This is a genomic window from Stenotrophomonas sp. PvP093 (assembly GCF_017876915.1).
Classification (GTDB): Bacteria; Pseudomonadota; Gammaproteobacteria; order Xanthomonadales; family Xanthomonadaceae; genus Stenotrophomonas; species Stenotrophomonas muris.
Window position 1 is genome coordinate 3,873,960 of sequence record NZ_JAGIOX010000004.1, and the last position, 25,964, is coordinate 3,899,923.

Here is a 25,964-nt window from a genome sequence, read left to right on the forward strand (position 1 = left end):
CATTGACGATCCTGTCTGTGCAGCGGTGGCGGATGTCCCTCCGTTGCTGCCCATGGTGCCGCTGACCGCTTCCTGCCCTGAGACCTGCCATGCCGGCCGAGGCCGCTCCTGTACGCCGACTCGCTCGCCGCTCACTGCGCGTCCACGCCCTGCTGATCGGCGTTGTGGTGCTGGCCACGCTGCAGGCCGGACTGCTGCTGTCGGCCGGCTCGCAGCTGTTCAACGAAGAGCGCAGCAAGATCGAGTACCACTTCCGCCGCCTGGACGGCACGCTGCGCGAGCAGGAGCGCTTCCTGCGCCAGTGGCGGCTGCATGATGTCGGCACGCATGGGCAGCCGGTGGCCGATGCCAGCGTGGAGCTGCAACGCGGGCCCTTGTTCGCCAACTTTGCGGTGATCGGAAGCGAGGGGGCCAGTCTTTCGCCACCGACTGAACTGGGCGACCGTTTCCTGCGCTTCTACGGCACGTTCTGGTCGGCCTCGCGCTATCCACCGCCGCAATGCCTGCTGGTCGATGGCCAGGGCACGCGCGGGCTGCTGGCACCGGTACAGATCGCCGGTACCGACGCGAGCCAGAACAGCCCGCATCACCTGCGCCCGGCGATCGCCGACATCCACCGGGTGCTGGGTACGCGACCGGCGGTGCAACGTGGTGGCATCGTCTGGGTGGGCGTGCCATGGCGCGACCGGCAGACCTGGCTGCTGGCCATCGCCCACGCCCCGCAGGATGCGCGCCTGTGGGGTGAGGACGACAAGGACTCGCAGGCCGCACTGGCCTGCCTGCTCGATCCTGGCCGTGTCGATGACTATCGCCAGGTGCTGGGTGTCCCGGTGTTCCAGCGGCTGTCGCTGTTCGATGCCAACGGCCAGCGCCTGCTGGGCGATGCAGCCGATGCCAGCGAGGCTGGCACCTCCTGGCAGGCCGGCCTCGCTGGCCTGCAGTTCCGCATGCGCAGCGAGCGCGGCTGGCTGGCGGTCTACCACGTCGGCTGGCGGCAGGTGTTCCAGCACCCGCAGGGGCCATTGCTGGGCGCGACCGTGGTCGCCCTGCTGCTGGCACTGGGCGGCACGCTGGTGCTGCGCGCGTACCGGCGTTCGGTCATCGAGCCGCTGCGCAGCAACCACGCGCGCCTGCTGGAAAGCGAAGCCTTCAGTCGCACGATCCTGGACAACGCGCCGATCGGGCTGTGCCTGCTGCGTCGTACCGATGGCAATGTGCTGCTGGACAACGCCCTCGCCCGCCGCTGGCTGGGCGAGGACTATCATGCCGGCGGCTGGCATGGCCCGTGGCGGCGCAGCGTACTGGCTGCCGGCGGCACCACGCTGGGCGATGGCCTGGCCTACGCCACGCCCGAAGGCCGCCACCTGCTGGTAACGGCGACACCGGCGCGCTATCGCGGTGAGCCGGCGGTGCTGTGCCTGTTCATTGACCTGAGCAGCCAGCATGAAGCCGAACAGGTGCTGCAGCAGGCGCGCCGCGCCGCCGACCAGGCCAACCGCGCGAAGAGTCAGTTCCTGGCCACGATGAGCCATGAGATCCGCACGCCGCTGTACGGTGTGCTCGGCACGCTTGAACTGCTGGGGCTGACGCCACTGGATGCACGGCAACAGGACTACCTTGCAACGATCCAGCGTTCGTCCTCGACCCTGATGCAGCTGATCAGCGACATCCTGGATGTCAGCAAGGCCGAGGCCGGGCAACTGAGCCTGGAGCCAAGCCCATTCGATCCAGTGCGGCTGACCGAGGACGCGCTCGACTCGTATGCTGCCGCGGCCGCCAACAAGGGGCTGCAGTTCTACGCCTGCATCGATGCCGACGTACCGCCCGGGGTGTGCGGTGATGCCGCGCGGATCCGACAGGTGCTCAACAACCTGATCAGCAACGCACTGAAGTTCACCGACAGCGGGCGCGTGGTGGTCCGTGTTTCGGCACGCTGGCAGGAGCAACGCTGCTGGCTGCAATGGCAGGTGGCCGATACCGGTATCGGCATTGCCAGCGAACACCAGGCGCATCTGTTCGAGCCATTTTTCCAGGCCAACCCGGGCACCGATGCGATGCGCGGCACCGGCCTGGGGCTGGCCATCTGCGCGCATCTTGTGGCGTTGATGGAAGGCCAGCTGCGCGTGGTCAGCGAGAGCGGCCTGGGCAGCAGCTTCAGCGTCGAACTGCCGCTGCCCTCGGCTCCACCGGATCCACAGCAGGCCCCGCCGCCGCAACTACCCGCCGGCCTGCAGGTACAGGTGCGGGGCAGCGTGCGCGAACTGGTGCAATCGCTGTGCGAGCGCCTGCAGCAGCGCGGTGCACAGGCCAGCGTGTACCGGGAGGACAGTGCAGCAGGCCTGCCATCGTCCGCCGTGCTGCTCGAGCTGGTCCTGGACGACCCTCTGCCCGCATGGGCGGGTGGACCGCGCGTGATCGCCTGCCGCGAAGGCGGGGTGCGGCCACGGCAGGTCGATGGCGCCTGGCAGGTCGGCCTGCATCGATTCGACGCGATCGTGCTGGCCCTGGCCGCGGCCAGCGGCCAACCGCTGGCGGCCAGCGCCGAAGGGCGCCTGCCGGCGACGCGCCATTTCGGCCTGCAGGTGCTGGTCGCCGAGGACAACCCGATCAACCAGGCGATCCTGCGCGACCAGCTGGAACAGCTCGGCTGCCGCGCCGTGGTCGCCAGCGATGGCAATGAAGCGCTGGGCTACTGGCAACAAGGGGCGTTCGCGCTGGTGCTGACCGACCTGAACATGCCCGGGCTGGATGGCTACGGCCTGGCCCGTGCCTTGCGGGCACGGGGTGTCAGCGTGCCCATCCACGGCGCCACGGCCAATGCCGACCCGGCCGAACGCCAACGCTGCCAGGAATCGGGCATGCAGGGCGTGCTGGTCAAGCCGATCACGCTGGAAGTCCTGCAGCGCCTGCTGACCCGGATCACCGACGGCGATGCACCGGCCGTCGCGATGCAGGAGCGCCCTGCGTCCACTGCGTCGCACGACAAGGATCCCCCGCTGCAGGTTCCCGCGAAGATGCAGTCGCTGTTCGTACAGACCATGCAGGCCGACCTGGACAGCCTGCGACAGGCGATCGCCGCTGCCGATCCCGCCAGGGTGGCGCAGGTTCTGCACCGCATCCGCGGCGCGCTGGTGATCGTCGGTGCACCTGCGCTGGTGGACAGCGGCCTGCAGATCGAACAGTGCCTTGCCGGCGGCGATGACCTGGCCACCCAGGCGGCCGCTCTTGCCGGGTTCCAGCGACGCCTCGAGCAGCTGCTGCATCCGTTGCGCAACGCTGCATCCCCCTCCCTTCCCGACGACCCGACCCTGCCATGACCACACGGATCCTCATCGCCGACGACCACCCGATCGTGCTTGCCGGCATCCGCGACGTACTGGCCGGGGAACTGGACCTGGACATCGTGGGCGAAGCGGCCGATCCGGCGACGCTGATCGAGCTGATGACCCGGACCCGGCCACAGGCGGTGATCACCGACTACAGCATGCCGGGAGGCGATCGCTTCGGGGACGGCATCAAGCTGATCTCGTTCCTGCGCCGCAGCTTCCCGGAGACGCGCCTGCTGGTGCTGACGATGGTGTCCAATCCGTCGTTGGTCGCGGCGATGTATGCCGCCGGCGCCGGTGGCGTAGTGCTCAAGAGCCATGGATTGGGCAGCCTGGTACAGGCCCTGCGCGTGGTGCTGGCCGATCGCGTCTACCGCCCCCCGGGACTGCTGCCGGTAGCCGCGAGCGAACCGGCCGATGCGGATGCGGTCCGTGCGCGGCTGTCGCCGCGCGAGCTGGAGGTGATCCGCCTGTTCACCAGTGGCATGAGCGTGGGCGACATCGCACGCCAGCTGCAGCGCAGCGCCAAGACGGTCAGCACGCAGAAGATCAGCGCGATGCGCAAGCTCGGTGTGGACAGCGACCAGGCGCTGATCGAGTACTGCCTGCAGGCCTCGCTGTTCGGCTGAGGCCACTCCCGGCTGAATCCCGCCGGCCCTGCGACGGGGCCTGCAACCGCTTTAGGAAACGCCTGATTCCATCGGACAGTGCCGATTTCTAGGCTGGAGACATCCCGCCAAGGTGCGCCTGCCGGCTGTTGCCGCATCGCCGTGGGGGACGGAAGTCCGATGGCGCCTGCAATTGCCGTGGCGTGGGACTTCCGCAGCGACGCGGCCCTGCCGCGTCAGTCCGCGCAGCCTCGCTGCGCCCTGCCACAGGAAGTCCATCAGCATGAACGCCTCCCCCACACGGCACGGCCGTGCGTACGGGCGCGCGCACGGAAAGCGCGTACCCCTCATTCCCAGCCTGTTGGCCACTGCGCTGTGGGCAGCCCTGCCGGCGCATGCCGCAGACCTCACCGGCCCGCTGCTGGTCAACGACGGTGACACCCTGCAGCTGGGTGCCGACGACGTCCTCACCCACAGTGCGGGCAGCTTCGCACTTGCGGTCACCGGTACCGGCAGCAATGCGCTGATCGACGGCAGCCGCATACACGTGACCGGCAATGGCAGCGGCGTGTCCGCTGCCAATGGTGGCCAGGTGCAGCTGCGCGACGCAACGCTGTCGATCGCACCGGCGACCGGCACGGGCTTCTATGCGCTGTATGCCAATGGTGCCGGCAGCGTGATCGATGCGCGCGATGTCGACATCGATGCCACGCGCAACGGCAGCGGATTCGGCAGCGTGCAGGCCTACAACGGTGGCGTGATCCACTATGCCGGGGGCAGTCTTTCAATGACCGGGACCGGTGGCACGCTGGCCGGTGCATCCGGCAAGGGCAGCGAGCTGCACCTGGCCGATCTGCGGATGAGCGCCGACGGCGGTGCCCGCCTGCGCGCCGACAGTGCCGGCCTGCTGACGATCCGCAACAGCCGCATCACCCTCGCCCCCGGTGGCATCCTTGCCGGCGTGGCGGCCAACGGCGTGGGCAGCCGCGCCGAGCTGTACGACACCTACCTGCAGGGCGGTTGGTTCGATATCGACGGCGGCGGCAGCCTGCTGCTGGAGAACGTGGAAGCCCATTCGGTGGGCGGCAGCATGCGCCTGCTCGGCAGCCGCATCAGCAAGACCTATTCCAGTGCAGTGATCAACGGCGGCAGCTTCTACACCGTCGGTGGCTATGGCGTGAACATCAACAGCTGGGGACAGTTGACCGCAAGCGATGCCGCGTTCGATGTTCGTGATGGCTACTCCGGATTCTGGCTGGCCAGCGATGAGTCGCGCCTGCAGCTGACCGACAGCAGCATCGACACCTGGACCGACACCTACGGTTATGGCGTTGAGATCGCCGGCGGCGTTGCCACCGTGCAGGGCGGCCGGATCACCACGCACGGTGATGCGACCTACGGCGTGCGCGTGACCGGCTCCACCGGCAGCACCGCCAGCCGCATCGAAGCCAACGGCAGCGTGATCGACGTGCGCGGCAACGGCGGCGGTGGCGTGTTCATCGGCGGCTCCACCGCCACCGCGCTGCTCGATGCCGTTGCGATCCGCAGCGATGGCGAGAACGTGTTCGGCATCGTGCACATGAACACCGCGCGGCTGACCCAGGCCGATCGCCTGGATATCCGCATGACCGGCAGCAACAGCGGCGGCTACCGCTCCTACCTGACCGCGTTCGGCCCGTACTGGAACCGTGCCACCTTCAATGACAGCCACATAGAGACCGCCAGCGGCGCAGCGTTCTGGCTGCAGGGCAGCAACCATGCCTTGAACGTCAATGGCAGCGATGTGACTGCGGGCGACGGCAGCGGCCGCCTGCTGCGGGTCAGCGACACGGTATTCACCGATGGCAGCAGCGTGGCGACCAGTCGCATCGACTTCAGCGCCGACGCCAGCATGCTGCGCGGTGACGTGGTGGTCGACAGCGCAACGGCTGAGGTGCACATGGTGCTGGGCAACGGCACCACGTTCAGCGGCGCCCTGCGCAACGACTCCGGCTACCAGGTCGCACAACTGGCGCTGGATGGCAGCAGCCAGTGGAACGTACGCGCCAGTTCCAGCGTCGGCACGCTCGAACACGCCGGCACCATCGCTTTCGATGCGCCGGCGGCCGGCGATTTCAAGACCGTTACCGTCAGCGGCGACTACGTGGGCAACGGTGGCCAGTGGATCTTCAACCGCGCGCTGGGCGACGACACTTCGCTGGGCGACCAGCTGGTGATCAACGGCAACAGCAGCGGCACCGCCAGCGTGAGTGTGCGCAATGCCGGCGGCGCCGGTGCGCTGACCCAGGAGGGCATCCGCCTGATCACCGTGGCCGGCCAGTCGGATGCACAATTCAGCCTGCAGGGGCGCGCGGTTGCCGGTGCCTACGACTACTTCCTGTTCAAGGGCGGTGTGTCGACCCCGGATGATGGCAACTGGTACCTGCGCTCGGAGTACGTGCCGCCGGTCGATCCGCCGCAGCCGCCGGATCCCCCGATCGACCCGCCGCAGCCGCCGGATCCGCCGGTCGACCCGCCGCAGCCGCCGGAACCGCCGGTCGACCCACCGTCACCGCCGGAGCCGCCGATCGATCCGCCGTTGCCGCCGGAGCCGCCGATCGATCCACCATTGCCGCCGGAGCCGCCGATCGATCCGCCGCGCCCGCAGGTGGAACGCCCGGAACCGGCGGCCTACCTGGCCAACCGCAGCGCCGCGCTGGGCATGTTCCGGCACAGCCTGCACGACCGCGCCGGTGATCCCGCCGCCCAGGCCGGCACCCGCGGTGATGCCGTGGCCTGGATGCACCTTCGCAGCGCGCAGCCTGACAGCCACGACCGCAACCGCCAGGTCCAGGTCGATGGGCAGATCAGCAGCGTGCTGGTCGGCGTCGGCCGCCGCTTCGAAGTGGGTGGCACGGGCGAGCTGCAGGCGGGTGCGATGCTCGGCCACGGCCGCGCGCGCAATGACAGCCGCTCGCAGGTGACCGGCTACACCGCGCGTGGCGTGGTCACCGGCACCAGCGTGGGCGCCTATGCCACCTGGCTTCAGGATGCGCGCATGGAAGGCGGCGCCTATGTGGATGGTTGGCTGCAGTACGGCCGCTTCCGCAACAGCGTGCAGGGCGAAGGCCTGCAGAAGGAGCGCTATGACGCCCGCAACTGGAGTGCGTCGGCCGAAGCCGGTTATGTGCTGCCCCTGCGGCGCACCGCGCAGCGCGGCGTCTACCTGGAACCGCAGCTGCAGGTGGTGCACAGCCGCTATGACAGCGACCGCGTGGTCGAGGCCAACGGCACGGTGGTCGAGGACCGCGGCGGTGGCGACACCAGCACCCGCCTCGGCCTGCGCCTGTACCGCCGTGGGTTGAGCCCGGCGCAGGGCCAGGTGCACCCGTACGTGGCGGTGAACTGGTGGTCCGGCGGCAATGGTGCGGGCCTGACAATGGACGGCGAGCGCCTGCAGCGGCAGTTGCCGCGTGACATCTACGAAGCCAAGGCCGGCGTGCAGGTGGATCTGTCCGGCGGCTGGCGCGGCTGGGGTGAACTGAGCCGGCAGAGCGGTGGCATGGGCTTCCACGACGTCGGTGCCCAGCTGGGCGTGTCGTACACCTGGTGACGCGGGACGTGCCCGGCAAGGGAATGCCGGGCACTTTTTCCACATGCGGCGTGGAAAGCGATGGGGGTTTGGTGTGGACAAGTGGGTTCGAGCGTTGCGGGGCAGGCGCTTCCGGGCGTGGTGAGTTTTTGTCCACGTCTGCAGTTCTTTTCCACAACGCGCGTGGAAAGCGATGGGAACTAGGTGTGGACAAGTAGTTGTGAGCATTGCACCGCAGGCGTTTCGAAGCGTGGTGAAAATTTGTCCACACCGCACCGCCAAGCCTCGTAGAGCCGAGCCCATGCTTGGCTGATGCCAACCTGAGCCGAGCGCAGGCTCGGCTCTACAGAGGCGCGCGGGGTTTTCCACACCCGACGTGGAAAGCGATGGGAGTTTGCTGTGGACAAGTACCGGCGAACGTCACACCGCAAGCGTTTCGCAGCCTGGTGTTTTTTTGTCCATCACCGGAAACGCGAACGCCCCGCACAGGGCGGGGCGTCCGGGGTCGATCCGATGCCGCAGGATCAGACGTTGAAGCGGAAGTGCAGGATGTCGCCTTCCTGCACGCGGTACTCCTTGCCTTCCAGGCGCAGGCGGCCGGCTTCCTTCGCGCCGGCTTCGCCCTTGTACTTGATGAAGTCGTCATACGCGATGGTTTCAGCGCGGATGAAGCCCTTCTCGAAGTCGGTGTGGATGACCGCCGCGGCCTGCGGGGCGGTGGCGCCCTTGCGCACGGTCCACGCACGGACTTCCTTCACGCCGGCGGTGAAGTAGGTCTGCAGGCCGAGCAGGCCGTAGGCCGCGTTGATCACGCGGTTCAGGCCCGGCTCGCTCAGGCCCAGGTCCGCCAGAAAGGTATCGCGGTCTTCGTCGTCGAGCTGGGACAGCTCTTCTTCGATCGCGGCCGACACCGGCACCACCTGCGCGCCTTCGGCGGCAGCATGCGCACGCACGGCTTCCAGGTGCGGGTTGTTGTCGAAACCGTCTTCCAGCACGTTGGCGATGTACATCACCGGCTTCAGGGTCAGCAGGAACAGGTCGCGCACCAGCGCCTTCTCTTCCTCGTCCAGCCCGGCCGAGCGCCCAGCCTTGCCCTCCGACAGTGCAGCCTGCAACTTGGCCAGCACCGGCTTGCGCGCCGCCGCATCCTTGTCGCCGCCCTTGGCCGCACGCTCGGCACGGTTCAGCGCCTTCTCGACACTGTCCAGGTCGGCCAGCGCCAGTTCAGTGTCGATGGTTTCGATATCCGAGATCGGGTCGACCTTGCCGGCCACGTGCACGATGTCACCGTGCTCGAAGCAGCGCACCACGTGGGTGATCGCATCGACTTCGCGGATGTGCGCCAGGAACTTGTTGCCCAGGCCCTCACCGCTGGCGGCACCGGCGACCAGGCCGGCGATGTCGACGAACTCGACCGCGGTCGGGATGACCTTCTGCGGGTTGATGATGCCCGCCAGCTCGTTCAGGCGCGGATCCGGCACCGGCACGATGCCGACGTTCGGTTCGATGGTGCAGAACGGGAAGTTCGCCGCGGCGATGCCCGCCTTGGTCAGCGCATTGAACAGGGTCGACTTGCCGACGTTGGGCAGGCCGACGATGCCGCATTTGATACCCATGGGTGACAGCTCTCTGGGGTGAAAGTGATTGGGGAAACAGCGGCCTGGGCGCTGCTTTTCCAATCATTCTCCGTATCGACCAGCGGTCGATACCTACCGTTCTGGTTGGTTCCGTATCGACCAGCGGTCGATATCTACCGGTCTGGTTGGTTCCGTACCGACCAACGGTCGATACCTACCGTTCTGGTTGGTTCCGTACTGACCAGCGGTCGATACCTACCGGTTATTTCGGGGTGTGCAGCCGCTTCATCGCTTCGTTGAAATCGCCCTGCACCGCCAGCGGCAGCACGTCGATCGCATCGTCGATGGCGCGTGCGATCAGCACGTCATCCTCCTTGGACGGGCGCCCCAGCACCCAACCCACCACGCGGTCCTTGTGGCCGGGATGACCAATGCCCACGCGCAGGCGGTGGAATTTGCCATGACCCAGCAGGCGGATGGTATCGCGCAGGCCGTTCTGGCCGCCGTGGCCACCGTCGAACTTCAGTCGCGCCGCACCGGGCGGCAGGTCCAGCTCGTCGTGGGCCAGCAGGGTTTCTTCCGGCTCGATCTTCCAGAACCGCTGTGCGGCGGTGACCGACTTGCCGCTGAGATTCATGAAGGTGGCGGGCTTGAGCAGCCACACCGTCTGCCCGGCGATCTCGACCTTGGCGGTCTCGCCGAACAGCTTGCTGTCCACATTCCATCGCGCACCGGCTTTTTCCGCCAGGGCCTCAACGAAATGAAACCCGGCATTGTGCCGGGTCCGGGCGTGTTCCGATCCGGGATTGCCCAGACCGACGATCAGTCGCAGTCCTGCCATGGTTCCTTCCAGTACGGTGCCTGCCCGGAGGCAGGCACCGTAACGGTATTACTCGGCGGCAGCCGCTTCTTCGTCAGCCTCGTCGGCCTTGCCGGCCTTGGCGGTGACGATGGCGTCGTCGTGGTCCTTGCCCAGCGCCAGCGCCGGGATTTCCACGCCCTTCGGCAGCTTGATGTTGGACAGGTACACGACGTCACCGGCCTTCAGCTCGCCCAGGTCGACTTCGATCGACTCCGGCAGGTCCTTCGGCAGGCAGGTGATGGTCACTTCCTTCAGTTCGTGGGTGACCACGACGTCGGCAGCCTTGCCGGCCGGCGAGGTGTCTTCGTTGACGAAGTGCAGCGGGACCGAAGCGGTCAGGGCTTCGTTCTCGTTCACGCGCTGGAAGTCCAGGTGCATGATCAGCTGCTTGTACGGGTGGCGCTGCATGTCACGCAGCAGGACCTTCTGCACCTGGCCATCCAGGTTCAGGTCCAGGATCGAGGCATAGAACCACTCGTTCTGCTGGGCCAGCCAGATTTCGTTGTGGTCCAGGCTGATGGCGACCGGCTCGGCGTTGCCGCCGTACACGATGGCCGGGATCACACCAGCGTGACGCAGGCGGCGGCTCGCACCCTTACGCTGCAGTTCACGCTTGGTGACCTTGATTTCATGGGTCTTCGACATTTTCGACTACTCAGGTTGTTGCCGCGCCCTGCGGCGTGGCGGTTGAAGATGCTTCCGCGACCAGAAGCATCCGGGTATGTCCCCGCCGTTGCCGGCAGGAACGAAAAACTCAGTCGACGTACAGCGAGCTGACCGACTCGCCGAAGGCGATGCGGCGCATCGTTTCGGCCAGCATTTCCGCCACGCTCAGCTGGCGGATCTTGCTGCACACCCGCGCTGCGTCCTTCAGCGGGATGGTGTCGGTCACCACCAGCTCGTCGAGCTGGGAATTGGTGATGTTGTCCACCGCCGGGCCCGACAGCACCGCGTGGGTGCAGTAGGCGGCGACCTTGAGCGCACCGCGCGCCTTCAGGGCAGCGGCAGCGGCGCACAGGGTGCCGGCGGTATCGACGATGTCATCGACCATCACGCAGGTCTTGCCTTCGACGTCACCGATGATGTTCATCACGGTGGAGACGTTGGCGCGCGGGCGGCGCTTGTCGATGATCGCCAGGTCGGCGTCATCCAGGCGCTTGGCCACCGCACGGGCGCGGACCACGCCGCCCACGTCCGGCGAGACAACAATCAGGTTCTCGGTGCCGTAGGCGCGCCAGATGTCGGCCAGCAGCAGCGGGGACGCATACACGTTGTCCACCGGAATATCGAAGAAGCCCTGGATCTGGTCGGCGTGCAGGTCGACGGTCAGCACGCGATCAGCGCCAGCGGTGCTGAACATCTTGGCCGCCAGCTTGGCGGTGATCGGCACGCGCGAGGAACGCATGCGGCGGTCCTGGCGCGAGTAGCCGAAGTACGGCACCACGGCGGTCACGCTGGCCACCGATGCGCGCTTGAGCGCGTCGATCAGCACCAGCAGTTCCATCAGGTTTTCCGCGCTCGGCGCGCAGGTCGGCTGGATCACGAACACGTCCTGCTTGCGGACGTTCTCTTCGATTTCCACCTGCACTTCACCATCGGAGAAGTGCGACACCAGCGCCTTGCCCGGGCGGACCCCCAGTTCCTTGCAGATGTTCTGCGCCAGACGTTTGTTGGCGTTGCCGGAAAAGACCAGCAGGTTCGGGGACTCTTGCATCATGATTGTCTCGGGCGGGGACGAGTGGCGGGGATCCGGAGTCGGCAAGGACCCCGATGGACCCTTGCTGCTGACAACACCGCGGTTGTTTCCACGTCCCGCGCGGGCGATGCGCTGGAAGGCGCGGACACAGCCGCTATTGGCAGGGGCGGTAGGATTCGAACCTACGAATGCCAGGATCAAAACCTGGTGCCTTGGGCCTCTTGGCGACGCCCCTGCATTGATAAATCAGTGTTGCTCGAGTGCATCCAGCAGTGGCGAACGCGCAACGCCCGCTGCCACCCTTGCCCGCAACTCCTTCGGCAACTTCGACCGCCCCTGCTCTGCAGCAGCCTGCGATGCGAACTCGACGAAACAACCACTTCCCGAACCGGTCAGCCGCGCCGCGCCGATGTCGCTCAACGCGGCAAGCGCTGCCTCGACGGCAGGCTCACGGCGGCGCAGCACCGGTTCGAACGCGTTCCCGACCAGGGTCCCGGAAGCGAAGTCCTCTATTTTCGCCACTGGGCTGTCGCGCGTCAAATCCGGGTCTGCAAACAGGACCGGCGTAGGAACATGAACACCCGGTTCAACCACCACATACCAGGCCGGCGCCAGCGTGATCGGCTGCAGGCGCTCGCCCACCCCTTCGGCCCAGGCATTGTGGCCACGCACGAACACCGGCACGTCGGCGCCCAGGCGCAGGGCCAGCGCGGCCAGGGCATCCTCGTCCAGGCCGGCGCGCCAGAGCCGATTCAGCACCACCAGCACGGTGGCCGCATCGGACGAACCGCCGCCGAAGCCACCACCGGCAGGAACGTGCTTTTCGACGATGATGTCAGCACCTTGCGCGCCCTTCGCCTCATCCTGGAGCAGGCGCGCGGCCCGCACCGCCAGGTCATCGGCCTCGGCCACGCCGGCCAGGCCCTCGCCCTGCCGACGCACCTGACCGTCTTCACGCAGGCGCAGGCCGATGCGGTCCCCCCAGTCCAGCAGGCGGAATACGGTCTGCAGCTCGTGGTAGCCGTCGGCCCGGCGGCCAGTGATGTGCAAGAACAGGTTCAGCTTGGCCGGGGCCGGCCACCAGGACCAGCCCGCGTCGTCGCGCCCGGCGCTCATGGCGTGCCCTGCCCCCACTGGTCCACCAGCAGGCGCACCTTGGCGTCGCCATTGCTGGCCTCGATCCGTCGCGGCAGCGCCGGTCGTCCGGCGTCGGCCGGGTACCAGTCCAGGTACTGCACCTGCCAGCCCATCTGCTGCATGCGGCGCGGCCGGCCTTCACCGTCGCGCTCGACCTTTTCCGGACCGGCAGCATCCCCGGCCACCAGGCCGCGGATCCACTCCGGCAGCTGATTGACCGGGATGTCCCAGCCAGTCGCTTCCAGCAGCAGCTGCTGGGCGTCCTCGCCATCGCGCGGACCGCCGGACAGCCCTTCCAGGCGACCGGCTTCGGAATGGGTGTCGCCGGTCAGCTTCCAGCTCTGCCGGGTCACCGGCGCGCTCAGTTCGACCACGTAGCGGCGGCCGTCCTGCTTCCAGTCGATGCGACCGCTGCCGCCGTCCTTGCCCTTGCTGACCGCCACCCGCCCCTGGAAGGCCCAGTCCGGCTGTGCCTGCAGCGCGGCCACGCGCGCTGCCTCGGCCTGCGCCGCTTCAGCCGAAACAATCTCGACCACCGCTGGCGCCGGGGTCTTCTGCGTGCCGACACTGGTACAGGCGCTCACCGCCAGGGTCACGGTCGCCAACAGCAGCGGCCGGATCAGGGAACCACTCATGGATTGAATTTCTCACGGGCGCGCAGCAGCGCGCGGTTTTCAGGGTCGAGCTTGGCCGCTTCGTCGAAGAAGTGGCGGGCCTCGTCATGCTTGCCCAGCACCCACAGCACTTCGCCGACGTGGGAAGCGATCTCCGGGTCCTTGGCCAGGGTCCAGGCCCGGCGCAGCTGTACCAGTGCCTCTTCCTTGCGGCCCAGGCGATACAGCACCCAGCCATAGCTGTCGACGATGGCGGCGTTGTCCGGCTCGGCCACGCGGGCGCGGTCGATCAGCTCCAGCGCTTCCTGCAGGCGGCCGGTGCGATCGGCCAGGGTGTAGCCCAGCGCGTTCAGCGCCGGCACGTTTTCCGGGTCGGTCACCAGGATCTTGCGCAGGTCGGCCTCGGCGCGCGGGATGTCGTCGCGGCGCTCCCAGGTGAGCGCACGTGCGTACAGCAGGCCGTTGTCGTCCGGGTAGGCGGCCAGGCCGCGGGCCAGCGCATCCAGTTCACCGGCGCTGTCGTCACCACGCTGGCGCAGTTCAGCTTCCAGCAGGTAGGCGTCACGGCGCACATCGTCGTCGACCACCGCGTCGGACTGGATCGCGTGCACTTCCTCCAGCGCCAGCGGCAGGCGCCCGGCCAAGGCCTGGGCATTGGCCGCGCGCAGGCGCGCTTCGCTCAGCTCATCGCCACCGGGCACGCTGTGGTACCACTGCACCGCCTCGGGGTAACGCTTCAGGTATTCGGCGATCTTGCCCAGCAACAGGCGCTGCGCCGGATCCGGCTTGGCCGCCTGCCGCGACAGCTCGTTGTAGAGGTTGGACAGCGCCGCCTTGTCGCCCTGCTTGGCCAGCAGCGAGGCGCGCATGCCCCAGGTCTGTACGTCCTGCGGGCCGAACGCCAACACGCGCTCGGCCGCAGCCGGCTGGCCCAGGCTGTCGTAGGCGATGGCCACCGCATTGCGCAGCTCGGGGTCCTGGCGGGTCTTCGGCTCGACGTCGTGCAGCAGCGACAATGCCTTGTCGGTCTCGCCCGCCTGCTGCAGCTGGCTGGCACGCAGCAACGCTACGCGCGGCTCTTCCGGGAAGCGCTTGACCACTTCATCGATCATGCGCCGCGCCAACTCGGGCTTGTCCATGCGCAGGGCCAGGCGACCGAACTCCTGCCAGGCCTCGATCTTCGGCGGAATCGCATTGGCATCGACCAGCTCGCCGAGCACCTGCGCCGGCACCGCCGGGTCGCGGCCACCGCCGATCAGCGCGGCCAGGGCGAACTTCCAGCCGCGCTCGTCGGGGTCGGCCAGCAGCGCCTGCAGCTCGGTGCGGGCAGCCTTCACATCGCCCTGGCGCATGGCCAGCGCACCGGCGGCGCTGCGCATGGTCAACGAGCGCGGGGCGCGCTGCTGCCACAGGGCCAGGCCCTTGGCGGCGCTGGCATCATCGTTGGCCAGCATGGAGATACGGGTCGCGCGCTCGGCCAGGCCGGCGTCGCCGTCGGTCTGCTGCGCGGCCTGCAGGTACCAGCGCGCGGCCTCGGCCAGCTTGCCGGCCTGCAGGGCGAATTCACCGGCCATCACCGGTTCCAGCGCCAGTTCCTCAGTGGCCGCGGCCCGCACGGGGGCCTTGGCCGGCACCGTCGCCAGGGCCTGGGTGCAGGCCAGGGACAGCAGCAGAACACTGGGGATGCGAATCAATGCGGGCATCGTCGGCATCGGGGCCTTAAAATGTCGTCCAATGGCCAGCAGCTTATCGCAAGCAACTGAACAATGACCCTGTGGGTGCTCGGACTGAATCACCAGACCGCACCGGTGGAGCTGCGCGAGCGCGCGGCCTTCGCCGGTGAGGCGTTGCCGCGTGCGCTGGGCTCGCTGCGCGATACCCCGCAGATCGCCGAGGCAGTGCTGCTGTCCACCTGCAACCGCACCGAACTGTATGCCGTGGCCGAGTCGGCACAGGCGCTGGACCAGTGGCTGCACAGCCAGGCAGGCGACCTGCAGGGCTACCTGTACCAGCATGCCGATGCCGAGGCCGTGCGCCACCTGTTCCGGGTCGCCACCGGGCTGGACTCGATGGTGCTGGGCGAACCGCAGATCCTCGGCCAGGTAAAGGATGCCTGGTCGACCGCGCGTGACCACGGCCTGCTCGGCCAGCGCCTGGACCACCTGTTCCAGCAGACCTTCTCGGTAGCCAAGCGTGCGCGCACCGATACCCAGGTCGGCGCCAACCCGGTGTCAGTGGCCTCGGCGGCGGTGCGCCTGGCGCAGAACGCCTTCGCGCGCCTGGATGACTCCACCGTGCTGCTGGTCGGTGCCGGCGAGACCATCGAGCTGGCTGCACGCCACCTGAGTGAGGGCAAGGTGCGGCGGCTGCTGATCGCCAACCGCACCCTTGCCCACGCGCAGGAACTGGCCAGCCGCCATGGCGGCGTGGCCCTGCCGCTGACCGAACTGGACCGCCATCTCGGCGAGGCCGACATCGTGTTCTCGGCCACCGCCGCGCGCGAACCTGTGATCCATCGCGAGATGGTGGCCAAGGCACTGCGCGCGCGCCGGCACAAGCCGATGCTGCTGTTCGACCTGGCCGTGCCGCGCGACATCGAAGCCGAGGTCGGCACGCTCAACGACGCCTTCCTCTACACCGTCGATGACCTGGAACGCGCGGTGGAAGACAACCGTCGTGGCCGCCGCGAGGCCGCCGCCGAGGCCGAGGCGATCATCGACCTGCAGGTGTCGCGTTTCATCGAGACCCAGCAGGCCAGCGCCCACCAGGCACCGCTGCGGCAGCTGCGTGCGTTCGGCGAAGCGACCCGCGCCGAACTGCTGGAGCGCGCACGGCAGCAGCTGGCCAACGGCAAGCCCGCCGACGAAGTGCTGGAACTGCTGGCCCATGGCCTGACCAACCGCCTGCTGCATCCGCCGACCGCCGCTCTGCGCGCGGCCGCGCTGAGTGGCGATGCCGACCTGACCCGCGCCGCCGAGCGCCTGTTCCCGGCCACGCCGGGTTACCGCCACCCACCCGTGAGACCCGATGACGCCGACCCTGCGCCGTAAGCTGGAAGCGCTGGCCGAGCGCCGCGAAGAACTGGAACGCCTGCTCGCCGAACCCGATGTGGTCGCCGACAACACCCGTTTCCGCGACCTTTCGCGCGAATTCGCCCAACTTGAACCGGTCGCTGCCGCGCTCGCCGAGGAAGCCCGTGCCAAGGCCGACCTGGCCGCCGCCGAAGGCATGCGCGCCGACCCCGACCTGCGTGAACTGGCAGACGAGGAAATCGCCGCGGCGCAGGCGCGCCTGCAGGAACTGGAACAAGAACTGGCCCTGCTGCTGGTACCACGCGATCCGCGCGACGAAGGCAACCTGTTCCTGGAAGTACGCGCCGGCACTGGCGGCGATGAAGCCGCGATCTTCGCCGGCGATCTGTTCCGCATGTACGCCCGCTATGCCGAGCGCCAGGGCTGGAAGGTCGAGATCGAATCGGACAACCCCGGTGAGCATGGCGGCTACAAGGAAGTAGTAGCGCGCGTGGTCGGCCGTGGTGCGTTCTCGCGCCTGAAGTTCGAATCGGGCACGCATCGCGTGCAGCGCGTGCCGGCCACCGAATCGCAGGGCCGCATCCACACTTCGGCGGCCACCGTGGCGATCATTCCCGAGGCCGACGAGGTCGATGACATCGTCATCAACCCGGCCGACCTGAAGGTGGATACGTTCCGCTCGTCCGGTGCCGGCGGCCAGCACGTCAACAAGACCGAATCGGCCATCCGCATCACCCACGTGCCGACCGGCGTGGTGGTGGAGTGCCAGACCGAGCGCAGCCAGCACGCCAACCGCGACAAGGCGATGAAGCGCCTGAAGGCGCAGCTGCTCGATGCCGAGCGCCAGCGCCAGGACGCCGCGCAGGCCGAATCGCGGCGCCTGCAGGTCGGCAGCGGCGACCGCAGCCAGCGCATCCGCACCTACAACTTCCCGCAGGGCCGGATCACCGACCACCGCGTGGAAGGCCTGACCCTGTACGACCTGCCCAACATCCTCGCCGGCGACCTCGACCCGCTGCTGCAGCGGCTCAGCCACGAACACCAGGTCGACGCCCTGGCCCAGCTTTCGGCGGGCTGAGCACGATGTCGGCCTGGCAGCAGCGACAGCAACTGCAGCAAGCGATCGCTCGCCAGCCCGACGACTTCGTCGCCTGGGTGATGCTGGCCGACGTGGAACTGGAAGCCGGCGACATCGCTGCCGGCGAACAGGCCGCGCGACGTGCGCTGCAGCTGCGCCCGAATCACCCCGAAGCGCTGGCACGGCTGGGCCGCGTGGCGTGGATGGCCGGTGCACATGGCGATGCGGCCAAGCTGCTTGGCCAGGCCTCGGCATTGGCCCCGCAGCACCCGGGCATCGCGCTGTGGCTGGGCCATGCGCTGGAAGACGCCGACGATGCCGAAGGCGCAGCAGCAGCCTATCGCCGCGCGCATGCGCTGATGCCGGATGAACCCTACATCGCCGCGCAGCGCCTGGCGTGGCAGCGCCGCCTGTGCGACTGGCAGGACGTGGACACGCTGGCTGCGCAGGTACGCGCCGCGCTCGCCGCCGGCCACGGTGCGGTGGAACCCTTCGCCTTCCTCAGCGAAGACGCCAGCGCGGGCGAGCAGTTGGCCTGTGCACGTGCGCGCGCCGCACTGATCGCCGCCTCGGTCCGGCCCTTGCCGGCAGTGACGGTACGCGCGCGCGGCCCGTTGCGCGTCGGCTTCCTTTCCAATGGCTTCGGCGCCCATCCCACCGGGCTGCTGACCGTGGCCCTGCTCGAACACCTGCGTCATGACCCGGCGTTGCAGCTGCACCTGTTCGCGCTGAACCGCGCCGATGGCAGCGGCATCCGCGAACGCCTGCAGTCCGCGACCCGGCTGCATGAGGTGGCCGCACTGCGGCATGCCGACATCGCGGCCCGCATCCGCGCACAGGGCATCGACCTGCTGTTCGACCTGCGCGGCTGGGGCGGCGGCGGCACGCCCGAAGTGCTGGCGATGCGCCCGGCCCCGCTGCAGCTGAACTGGCTGGCCTACCCCGGCACCTCGGGCGCGCGCTGGCTGGACGCCGTGGTCGCCGACGAATTCGTACTGCCAGCAGCGCTGGAACCGCACTTCAGCGAACGCGTCCTGCGCCTTCCGCGGGCCTTCCAGCCCTCGGACAACACCCGCACGCTGGAGCCGTCGCCGTCCCGCGCCGAGTGCGGGCTGCCCGAGCACGGCGTGGTGTTCTGCTGCTTCAACAACAGCTACAAGCTCAACCCGCGCAGCATGGGCCGCGCCTTCGCAGTGTTGCAGGCCGTGCCCGGCAGCGTGCTGTGGCTGCTGTCCGGCCCCGGCCAGGCCGACGCCCGCCTGCGCACCGCCGCGCAGGCTGCCGGCCTGGACCCGGCGCGGCTGGTGTTCATGGCCAAGCTGCCGCATCCGCAGTACCTGGCCCGCTACCCACTGGCCGACCTGTTCCTCGACACGCATCCGTACAACGCGCACACCACCGCCTCCGATGCACTGTGGGCCGGCTGCCCGGTGCTGACCTGCCCGGGCGACACCTTCGCCGCGCGCGTGGCCGGCAGCCTCAACCACCATCTGGGGCTGGCCCGGCTGAATGTCGCCGATGATGCGGCGTTCATCGCCACCGCCAGCGCACTGGGCAATGACCCCGCAGCACTGGCCTCGCTTCGCGCCGAGCTGGCGCAGGCGCGCGAACGCAGTGGCCTGTTCGACATGGCCGGGTTTGCCCGCGACCTGTCGGCCCTGCTGCAGCGGCTTGCCGGTGAACACGGCTGGCAAGGTGTCGACAACACCTGAGCGACCCCTGCGTTACGCTCGGGCTTCCTCCCCGCGTGGTGTGACGATGGCCAAGCTCAAGCGCAAGGACTACGACGAACTGCTGCTGCCGCTGCAGCTGGAACTGACCGCGATGGCGCGCTGGGTGCAGCTCAGCGGGCAACGCCTGCTGGTGCTGTTCGAGGGACGGGATACGGCAGGCAAGGGCGGCGCGATCCAGGCCATCAGCCAGCATCTCAATCCACGCCAATGCCGGGTGGTAGCACTGCCCAAGCCTACCGACCGCGAAGCCACGCAGTGGTATTTCCAGCGCTATGCCTCGCATCTTCCCGCCGCCGGCGAGATCGTGCTGATGGACCGCAGCTGGTACAACCGCGCAGGCGTCGAGCGGGTGATGGGCTATTGCAGCGAAACCGAGTACCAGCAGTTCCTGCGCCAGGCACCGGTGTTCGAGCAGCTGCTGGTGGATGACGGCATCCTGCTGTTCAAGTACTGGCTGTGCGTGGACCAGGAGCAGCAGGAGAAGCGCTTCGCCGAACGCCACCTCGATCCGCTGAAGGGCTGGAAGCTGTCCCCGGTCGACCTGAAATCGCGCAGCAAGTACAGCGCCTATACCGAAGCCCGCGAGGCGATGCTGCGCGCGACGCATCGCGAGGCGGCGCCGTGGACGCTGGTGGATTTCAACGACCAGCGGCTGGGGCGACTGACCCTGGTGCGCAACCTGCTGGACCGGTTGCCGGACACACGGGTGGATGCGCCGTTGCCGGAGCTGCCGAAGCTGAAGGGCAAGCTGCATCGCGAGCACTACGATGTGCTGAAGCCGATCGAGGACTTCCCGGTCGAAGAATAGGGTGGGTCGGCAGGGTTGCACCCTGCACCTGCTCAACGCAACGGCAACGGCAACAGCGGCATCCGCGGGATGGCGGGGCGGTGTGGGTGGGCAGGACACGCCGTAAACCCGTCCCTGGGGGCTCGATGGCGCCATCCATGGCGCCAACGGTCCTGCCCACCCACACCGCCCCGCCTCTGACAGATCCCTGCGGCTGTTGGTAGGTGTCGACCTTGGTCGACACATCTGTCAGATATCGAAATGGAGCCGGGGTCAGATCCGTTTTCCTGCGGAAAGCGGATCTGACCCCATCGGCAATCCCATTGGCCTGGCGGGCGTCGGATCGTGTCTGGGGCAGAGCCCCCTGAGTCAGGGGGCGGCCGCGAAGCGGCGGGGGTTTGGGTGTTGGTAAATGGGGCCCGCGGTTCGCGCAGCGAAGCGTGGGAGCGGCAGCGCGCATGCGATGGCGCGTACCGAGGTGCAGGGCCGCAGGCCCTGCCGACCCACCCACTACTTGGCGGCCGCGATCTGCTTTTCGATGTCGGCGGCGGTCACCGGGCCAAGGAAGGTGTGGGCCAGCTTGCCCTGCGGATCCAGCAGATGCGTCAACGGCAGGCCTCGCGGCGTGGCGAAGTCGGCCGGCGGATCGAACGGGTCCACGATCACGATCGGATAGGTCACCGGATGCTTGGTCAGGAACGACTGCATTTCCGGCACTTCGATGTCCTCGTAGGCCAGGCCGACCACCTCGATGTTGCTGCGCATCGCATGCAGCGCCGACAGCTCGGGCATCTCCTTGCGGCACGGGGCGCACCAGGTCGCCCAGAAGTTCACCACCACCCACTTGCCACGATGCGCGGCCAGATCGTAGTCGCTGCCATCCACCGCCTTCATCTTCAAGGTCGGGAATTCGGCAGTGGTGCGCTCGGCCGGGGTTTCATCGACCGGTGCCGGAGTGGTCGGCGTCGGCGCCTGTGCCGGCGGCTGGCTGCTGGCCGGTGTCGGCTCCTGGGCCGGCTTGCAGGCCGCCAGGGCCAGCAGCAGGGTCAACGGGAGCAGCAGCGGCAACGGCGTCTTGCGGGTCATGGCATGTCTCCAGAGTCGGTATAGATATCACTGACCTTGCGCTTCAGGCGTTCGCGCAGGGGCAGCCGCAGATCGTCCAGCGCCGCCAGTGCGGCACGGCCCAGGCTGTCGTCACGGTACGGCAGGTGCTGCTCGGCCACCGGGATGCGCAGCTGGGTGCATTCGTACAGATCGGCCAGGCTGACCTGGTCCAGGTCACGCGACAGCAGCCACTCGCCCCGCTCGTCGCGGCGCAGCAGGTCGATCTCCTGCAGGTTGCAGATCAGGTCCTGCAGCAGTGAATCGGTCAGCATCGGCTCCAGCCGCAGGATCTCGTCATCGGCCAGGCCTTTCCCCTTGGCCCGCGCATGCTGGAAGCGGCCAAGCAGGCGCAGCAGGCCATAGAACTCGTAGCCCTGCGGCAGGCGCAGTTCAACCGGCTGGTAGCGGAAGGCGGCCATCGATGAGGCCAGCGACGCCCCCAGCAGCACCGCCACCCAGCACAGGTAGATCCACAGCAGCAGGATCGGCACGAACGCCACCGTGCCATACAGTTTCTGGTAGGACTGGAAGCTGCCCAGATAGGCACCGATGCCCCACTTCACCAGTTCCAGGATGACCGCCGCCAGGATCGCGCCGGGCACGGCATGCCGCCATTTCACCGTGTGGTGCGGCACCACCCGGAACATCAGCGTGATGCAGACGAACTCGATCAGGATCGGCGCCAGCCGCAGCGCCAGCTCGGCCAACCAACGGCCCTCCTGGGTACCGAACAACGGCATCGCGAACACCCGCGCCGATACCGCAAGCGATGCGGCGGCGAGCATCGCGCCCAAGGTCAGCACGGTCCAGTAGACCAGGAAGCGGGTCAGCTTGGGCCGGGTCGAGCCGACCCGCCAGATCTGGTTGAAGGTCTCTTCCACGCTGTTGAGCGTGATCAGCAGTGAGGCCACCAGTGCGATGAAGCCGGCCGCTGTCAGTTGGCCGGCACTGGCCGAGAACTGCCGCAGGTAGCCCTCGGCCGCACGCGCCGCGGAGGGCACGAAGTTGGAGAATACGTAGTCGCTGAGCTGATCGCTCCAGCGGTCGAAGACGGGGAAGGCCGACAGCACACCGAATACCACGATCGCCAGCGGTACCAGCGCGAACACCGTGGTGTAGGCCAGCGCCGCCGCTGCCTGGAACAGGCGGTCGTCGAGGAAGCGATGCCACAGGAAGCGGCCGAAACTGATGGCCCGTGCGCGATCCCGCGCGCGCTCCATCCACAGGTTGAGCGTATCCAAAGGTTCCATCGGTGGAAGGGTACCCGATGCGGAATGCTGGCAGGATAGCCATACTGGTAGCCACACGACGAGGAGAAGCAGGCACGATGGGCGAGATTCTGGTGCTGTACTACAGCCGGGGCGGTTCGGTGGCACGGCTGGCGCGCCAGATCGCGCGGGGCATCGGCGAAGTGCCGGGCATGACCGCGCGCCTGCGCACGGTGCCGCCGGTGGCCGCCGTGACCCAGACCGCGCAGCCACCGGTACCCGACGATGGCGCCCCCTACGTGAGCGTGCAGGACCTGGTCGACTGCCAGGGCCTGCTGCTCGGCAGCCCCACCCGCTTCGGCAACATGGCCGCGCCGGTCAAGCACTTCCTGGATGGGCTGGGCGCCGAATGGGTCAATGGCACCCTGTCCGGCAAGCCGGCCGGCGTGTTCACGTCCACCGCCTCGATGCACGGCGGCCAGGAATCGACCCTGCTGTCGATGCAGGTGCCACTGCTGCACCACGGCTGCGTGATCGTCGGCATCCCGTTCACCGAACCGGCGCTGAGCCACACCACCAGTGGCGGCACGCCCTATGGCGCCAGCCACGTGGCCGGTGCCGCCGACGATCCGCAGCCGACCGACGACGAAGCGGTGCTGGCGCGCGCGCTGGGGCACCGGGTGGCCGACATCGCGCAGCGGTTGGCCCGATGAACCGCGCGCCGCGCACGGTCCTGCTGCTGGCCCTGATGGGGCTGGCCGCGCTGTTCGCAGGCTGGTTCATCAATGACAGGCACTGGCTGGCCACCCAGCTGGTGTTCACCGCGCCACCGCTGGCGCTGGCCATCGCCGTGCGCCTGGGCTGGCGCAAGGCCGGCTTCTGGGCCTCGGTGCTGGCGCTGGGCTGGTTCAGCCACGGCGTGATGAGCGCCTGGAGCCACCCGGAGACGCGCTGGCTGGCGCTGATCGAGATCGCGCTGGCGCTGCTGGTGATCTTCAGCGCCAGCCTGCCCGGCCTGCGCGCCCGCTTCGGCAAGCGGCGCTGACGCTGCGCGCCCAGGGCCTTATCATCTGCATTCCTGGCCCCGCGCCGCAGTCCCTGTCCTGGTTTCGCGCATGCACATGATGGAAGAGCTCCTGGTCGTCACCACCGGTGGCACGATCGACAAGATCTACTTCGACGACAAGTCGGACTACCAGATCGGCGATCCGCAGATCGGCATGATCCTGCGCGAGCTGGGCGTGACGTTCCGTTTCAACGTGATTCCGATCCTGCGCAAGGATTCGCTGCACATCAACGACGAGGACCGCGAGCTGATCCGCGCCACCATCGCCGCGCAGCCCACCCGGCACGTGCTGGTGACCCACGGCACCGATTCGATGGTGCAGACCGGCAAGGTGCTGGCGACGATCCCGGACAAGACCATCGTGATGACCGGTGCGCTGAGCCCGGCACGCTTCCGCGGCTCGGATGCGGAGTTCAACATCGGTTGTGCGATCGGTGCGGTGCAGTCGCTGCCGAGCGGCGTGTACATCGCGATGAACGGGCGGATCTTCGACCCGCAGCACGTGCGCAAGAACGTGGCGGCGAACCGTTTCGAGTCGGTCTGAGGAACAGCGTGCCGGCCGAGGTCGGCACCCACCCGGACAAAAACGCCCCGGCCGAAGCCAGGGCGTGCCCTTGGAGAGGGACTTGGGCTCAGTACTGGGCGCTGAGGGTCAGGCCCGAGAAGGTGCTGTACGCCTTCACCCGCACATACCAGGTGCCGGCGGCAGGGCTGTTGATGGTGCAGGTCTCGCTGTTGCCGCTCAGGTACGGACGGCAGGTGTAGGTGGTATCGGTCGGGGCACTGCCCTGGCGAACGTACAGGTCGGCATCACCGCTGCCGCCACTGATTGCCACGCGCAGCTGGGTGCTGCCGGCCGGAACGGCGACGGTGTAGTTCAGCTCGGCACCGGTCGCGGCGCCCAGGCCGGTCACCGGCACGTTGTTCTGCAGCACGTTGCCGCCCGGGTTCGGGCCACCGCCATTGATCGCCGCATCCACGGCCGCGTTGGCGTCGACGATGCCGGCGCCGCAGCCCCCCGAGCAGGCACCCGGCAGCGGGCGTGCGGTGCTCTTGATGATGCTCTCGACCTGTGCCGGGCTCAGCGGGCTCGGCGCCACCGACTGCATCAGTGCAACCACACCGGCCACATGCGGGGCCGCCATCGAGGTGCCGTTGTAGGACGCGTAGCTGGCGCTGCCCGGCGTGGTGGTGCCGGTGTTGAGGGTGGACAGGATGCTCTGGCCCGGGCCGGAAATGTCGATGCCGGCACCATAGTTGGAGAAGCTGGCCCGCGCACCGGCCGAGGTCGTGGCCGCCACTGCGATCACATTGGCGCAGTTGGCCGGCACCGACGAGGACACGTTGGTGTTGCTGTTGCCGGCGGCGACCACCACGGTGGTGCCGCGGCTGACCGCGCCGTTGATCGCGTTCTGGTAGGTGGCCGAGCAGGTGCCGCCGCCGCCCAGCGACATGTTGATGACTTCCGCCGGATTGGCATTGGCCGGCACGCCACTGACGGTGCCGCCGGAGGCCCACACGATCGCATCGGCGATGTCGGAGGTATAGCCGCCGCACTTGCCGAGCACGCGCACCGGGACGACCTTGGCGTTGAACGCCGTGCCGGCCACGCCGGTGCTGTTGTTGGTCACCGCCGCCACGGTGCCGGCGACGTGGGTGCCGTGCCAGCTGGAGTTGGACGCCGGGATGCCCGAGCCGCACTCGTTGGCGCCATACCAGTCGCCCTCGTCGTTCGGGTTGCTGTCGCGGCCACCGCCATCGCGCGCCATCGCGGCATCGCTGATGAAGTCATAGCCGGGCAGGATGTTGGCGTTGAGATCGGGATGGTTGGTGATGCCGGTATCGATCACGGCCACCACCACGCCGGTGCCGGTGGCCTTGTCCCAGGCCGGCCGCACGTTGATCGACGCGTTGGAGGTACCAAAGCCCCACTGTTCGCTGAAGCGGGTGTCATTCGGGGTCAGCGTCGCACGCATGATCTGGTCGACTTCGACGTATTCCACGTTCGGGTCGGCGGCCAGCTTGCGCATCAGCAGCTCGGATTCAGCCTGGTCAAGCGGGCGGTCGGTCCTGACCAGGGTCGGGCCGACGGCCAGCTTGCGGACCTGCTGCAGGCCCAGCGCACGGCCCTGGCTGCTGGTCAGGCCGGCGGCGGCACTCTTCAGCGAAGAGGCCAGTGCGGTGGTGTTGGCCACCGGCGCACTGCCGTCGCGGTACTTCACGATGAAGCGCTGGTGCGTCGGCGCGGACTGCAGGCCGCTGAGCTGGACGTCACCGGCCAGCGCAGGCGTGGCCAGCAGCAGCGATGACAGAACGGACGCACCAAGGACCACCCACACTCGACGCACACGCGGTTGCGTTACCTGGGACATCGTATTTCCCTTTCTAGTGGTGTGAATGCCGGAATCGGCAGAAGCACCGGCCCGAACCATGGGCTGGCTTGCGTTGGCGAGGTTCGAAGTCCGGCGAGTCAGCGGATCCCCCTATCGATCCGCCGTGCAGATGACGCTAATGACCAAAACCGGACACCACAAGATTTTCAGCGTCTTTTCAGCAAGATGA

Annotated in this window: 20 protein-coding genes and 1 tRNA gene; 10 read left to right on the forward strand and 11 right to left on the reverse strand. The window is 68.1% G+C overall.

Annotated elements, in window-relative coordinates; genetic code table 11:
* Nucleotides 1–89: 89 nt before the first annotated feature.
* The 3 genes from J3A72_RS20805 to J3A72_RS20815 all read left to right on the forward strand — a co-directional run bounded on the left by J3A72_RS20805 (nucleotide 90) and on the right by J3A72_RS20815 (nucleotide 7,526).
* Entirely contained in the window at nucleotides 90–3,317 is a 3,228-nt protein-coding gene (locus tag J3A72_RS20805; RefSeq protein WP_075077079.1) for a hybrid sensor histidine kinase/response regulator, read from the forward strand.
* A complete protein-coding gene (locus J3A72_RS20810; RefSeq protein ID WP_014036089.1) occupies nucleotides 3,314–3,955 on the forward strand; it encodes a response regulator in 642 nt (213 codons plus the stop codon). The genes J3A72_RS20805 and J3A72_RS20810 overlap by 4 nt, the downstream gene beginning before the upstream one ends.
* Nucleotides 3,956–4,217: 262 nt before the next feature.
* Nucleotides 4,218–7,526 (forward strand): autotransporter outer membrane beta-barrel domain-containing protein, encoded by a 3,309-nt coding sequence (locus J3A72_RS20815; protein WP_075077077.1) that lies wholly within the window; start codon nucleotides 4,218–4,220, stop codon nucleotides 7,524–7,526.
* A gap of 503 nt (nucleotides 7,527–8,029) precedes the next feature.
* Here the strand turns inward: J3A72_RS20815 and ychF are convergent.
* From ychF to J3A72_RS20855, 8 genes are all read right to left on the reverse strand, one after another.
* Nucleotides 8,030–9,121 (reverse strand): redox-regulated ATPase YchF, encoded by a 1,092-nt coding sequence (gene ychF, locus J3A72_RS20820; protein ID WP_075077076.1) that lies wholly within the window; start codon nucleotides 9,119–9,121, stop codon nucleotides 8,030–8,032.
* Nucleotides 9,122–9,344: 223 nt separating this feature from the next.
* Nucleotides 9,345–9,923 (reverse strand): aminoacyl-tRNA hydrolase, encoded by a 579-nt coding sequence (pth, locus tag J3A72_RS20825; RefSeq protein WP_049416981.1) that lies wholly within the window; start codon nucleotides 9,921–9,923, stop codon nucleotides 9,345–9,347.
* Between the two features lie 48 nt (nucleotides 9,924–9,971).
* On the reverse strand, nucleotides 9,972–10,589 hold the full coding sequence (locus J3A72_RS20830) for a 50S ribosomal protein L25/general stress protein Ctc (RefSeq protein WP_010481743.1): 618 nt from the start codon (nucleotides 10,587–10,589) through the stop codon (nucleotides 9,972–9,974).
* 109 nt (nucleotides 10,590–10,698) lie between these two features.
* Entirely contained in the window at nucleotides 10,699–11,658 is a 960-nt protein-coding gene (locus J3A72_RS20835; RefSeq protein ID WP_005415400.1) for a ribose-phosphate diphosphokinase, read from the reverse strand.
* A 140-nt stretch (nucleotides 11,659–11,798) separates the two neighbouring features.
* Nucleotides 11,799–11,875: transfer RNA gene (locus J3A72_RS20840), tRNA-Gln, on the reverse strand.
* 11 nt (nucleotides 11,876–11,886) lie between these two features.
* Nucleotides 11,887–12,756, reverse strand: coding sequence for a 4-(cytidine 5'-diphospho)-2-C-methyl-D-erythritol kinase (gene ispE, locus J3A72_RS20845; RefSeq protein WP_014646034.1), 870 nt, complete (start codon nucleotides 12,754–12,756; stop codon nucleotides 11,887–11,889).
* Nucleotides 12,753–13,412 carry a lipoprotein insertase outer membrane protein LolB gene (gene lolB, locus J3A72_RS20850; RefSeq protein ID WP_014646033.1) on the reverse strand — a complete coding sequence of 220 codons (660 nt, stop codon included), beginning with the start codon at nucleotides 13,410–13,412 and terminating at the stop codon, nucleotides 12,753–12,755. The genes ispE and lolB overlap by 4 nt, the downstream gene beginning before the upstream one ends.
* Nucleotides 13,409–15,094 (reverse strand): tetratricopeptide repeat protein, encoded by a 1,686-nt coding sequence (locus tag J3A72_RS20855; protein ID WP_172617728.1) that lies wholly within the window; start codon nucleotides 15,092–15,094, stop codon nucleotides 13,409–13,411. The genes lolB and J3A72_RS20855 overlap by 4 nt, the downstream gene beginning before the upstream one ends.
* A 63-nt stretch (nucleotides 15,095–15,157) precedes the next feature.
* Here J3A72_RS20855 and hemA point away from each other — a divergent pair, with 63 nt between their 5' ends.
* Genes hemA through ppk2 form a run of 4 tightly spaced genes read left to right on the forward strand, consistent with a single transcriptional unit; the run spans nucleotide 15,158 to nucleotide 20,042 of the window.
* A complete protein-coding gene (gene hemA / locus J3A72_RS20860; RefSeq protein WP_075077074.1) occupies nucleotides 15,158–16,441 on the forward strand; it encodes a glutamyl-tRNA reductase in 1,284 nt (427 codons plus the stop codon).
* The gene (prfA, locus tag J3A72_RS20865) at nucleotides 16,419–17,501 is read left to right on the forward strand and encodes a peptide chain release factor 1 (protein ID WP_014646030.1); all 1,083 of its coding nucleotides are present in this window, start codon (nucleotides 16,419–16,421) and stop codon (nucleotides 17,499–17,501) included. The genes hemA and prfA overlap by 23 nt, the downstream gene beginning before the upstream one ends.
* Nucleotides 17,502–17,506: 5 nt before the next feature.
* Complete coding sequence (locus tag J3A72_RS20870) at nucleotides 17,507–19,213, forward strand: tetratricopeptide repeat protein (protein ID WP_075077073.1); 1,707 nt, start codon at nucleotides 17,507–17,509, stop codon at nucleotides 19,211–19,213.
* 46 nt (nucleotides 19,214–19,259) lie between these two features.
* The gene (ppk2, locus tag J3A72_RS20875) at nucleotides 19,260–20,042 is read left to right on the forward strand and encodes a polyphosphate kinase 2 (RefSeq protein ID WP_049406807.1); all 783 of its coding nucleotides are present in this window, start codon (nucleotides 19,260–19,262) and stop codon (nucleotides 20,040–20,042) included.
* Nucleotides 20,043–20,531: 489 nt separating this feature from the next.
* On the opposite strand, the gene J3A72_RS20880 is transcribed toward ppk2, so the two are convergent.
* Together J3A72_RS20880 and J3A72_RS20885 are read right to left on the reverse strand one after the other, a co-directional pair.
* The gene (locus tag J3A72_RS20880; RefSeq protein WP_014646027.1) at nucleotides 20,532–21,107 is read right to left on the reverse strand and encodes a TlpA disulfide reductase family protein; all 576 of its coding nucleotides are present in this window, start codon (nucleotides 21,105–21,107) and stop codon (nucleotides 20,532–20,534) included.
* Entirely contained in the window at nucleotides 21,104–22,378 is a 1,275-nt protein-coding gene (locus tag J3A72_RS20885) for a YihY family inner membrane protein (RefSeq protein ID WP_032956948.1), read from the reverse strand. Before J3A72_RS20885 ends, J3A72_RS20880 begins: the two co-directional genes overlap by 4 nt.
* 77 nt (nucleotides 22,379–22,455) lie before the next feature.
* Between J3A72_RS20885 and wrbA the strand changes: the two genes are divergently transcribed.
* From wrbA to J3A72_RS20900, 3 genes are all read left to right on the forward strand, one after another.
* The gene (gene wrbA / locus J3A72_RS20890) at nucleotides 22,456–23,049 is read left to right on the forward strand and encodes an NAD(P)H:quinone oxidoreductase (protein ID WP_075075866.1); all 594 of its coding nucleotides are present in this window, start codon (nucleotides 22,456–22,458) and stop codon (nucleotides 23,047–23,049) included.
* A complete protein-coding gene (locus tag J3A72_RS20895) occupies nucleotides 23,046–23,381 on the forward strand; it encodes a DUF2069 domain-containing protein (protein WP_014646024.1) in 336 nt (111 codons plus the stop codon). The genes wrbA and J3A72_RS20895 overlap by 4 nt, the downstream gene beginning before the upstream one ends.
* A gap of 79 nt (nucleotides 23,382–23,460) precedes the next feature.
* Nucleotides 23,461–23,946 carry an asparaginase domain-containing protein gene (locus tag J3A72_RS20900; protein ID WP_010481766.1) on the forward strand — a complete coding sequence of 162 codons (486 nt, stop codon included), beginning with the start codon at nucleotides 23,461–23,463 and terminating at the stop codon, nucleotides 23,944–23,946.
* An 88-nt stretch (nucleotides 23,947–24,034) separates the two neighbouring features.
* Here the strand turns inward: J3A72_RS20900 and J3A72_RS20905 are convergent, their stop codons facing one another.
* On the reverse strand, nucleotides 24,035–25,774 hold the full coding sequence (locus J3A72_RS20905; protein ID WP_075075867.1) for a S8 family peptidase: 1,740 nt from the start codon (nucleotides 25,772–25,774) through the stop codon (nucleotides 24,035–24,037).
* Nucleotides 25,775–25,964 lie beyond the last annotated feature (190 nt).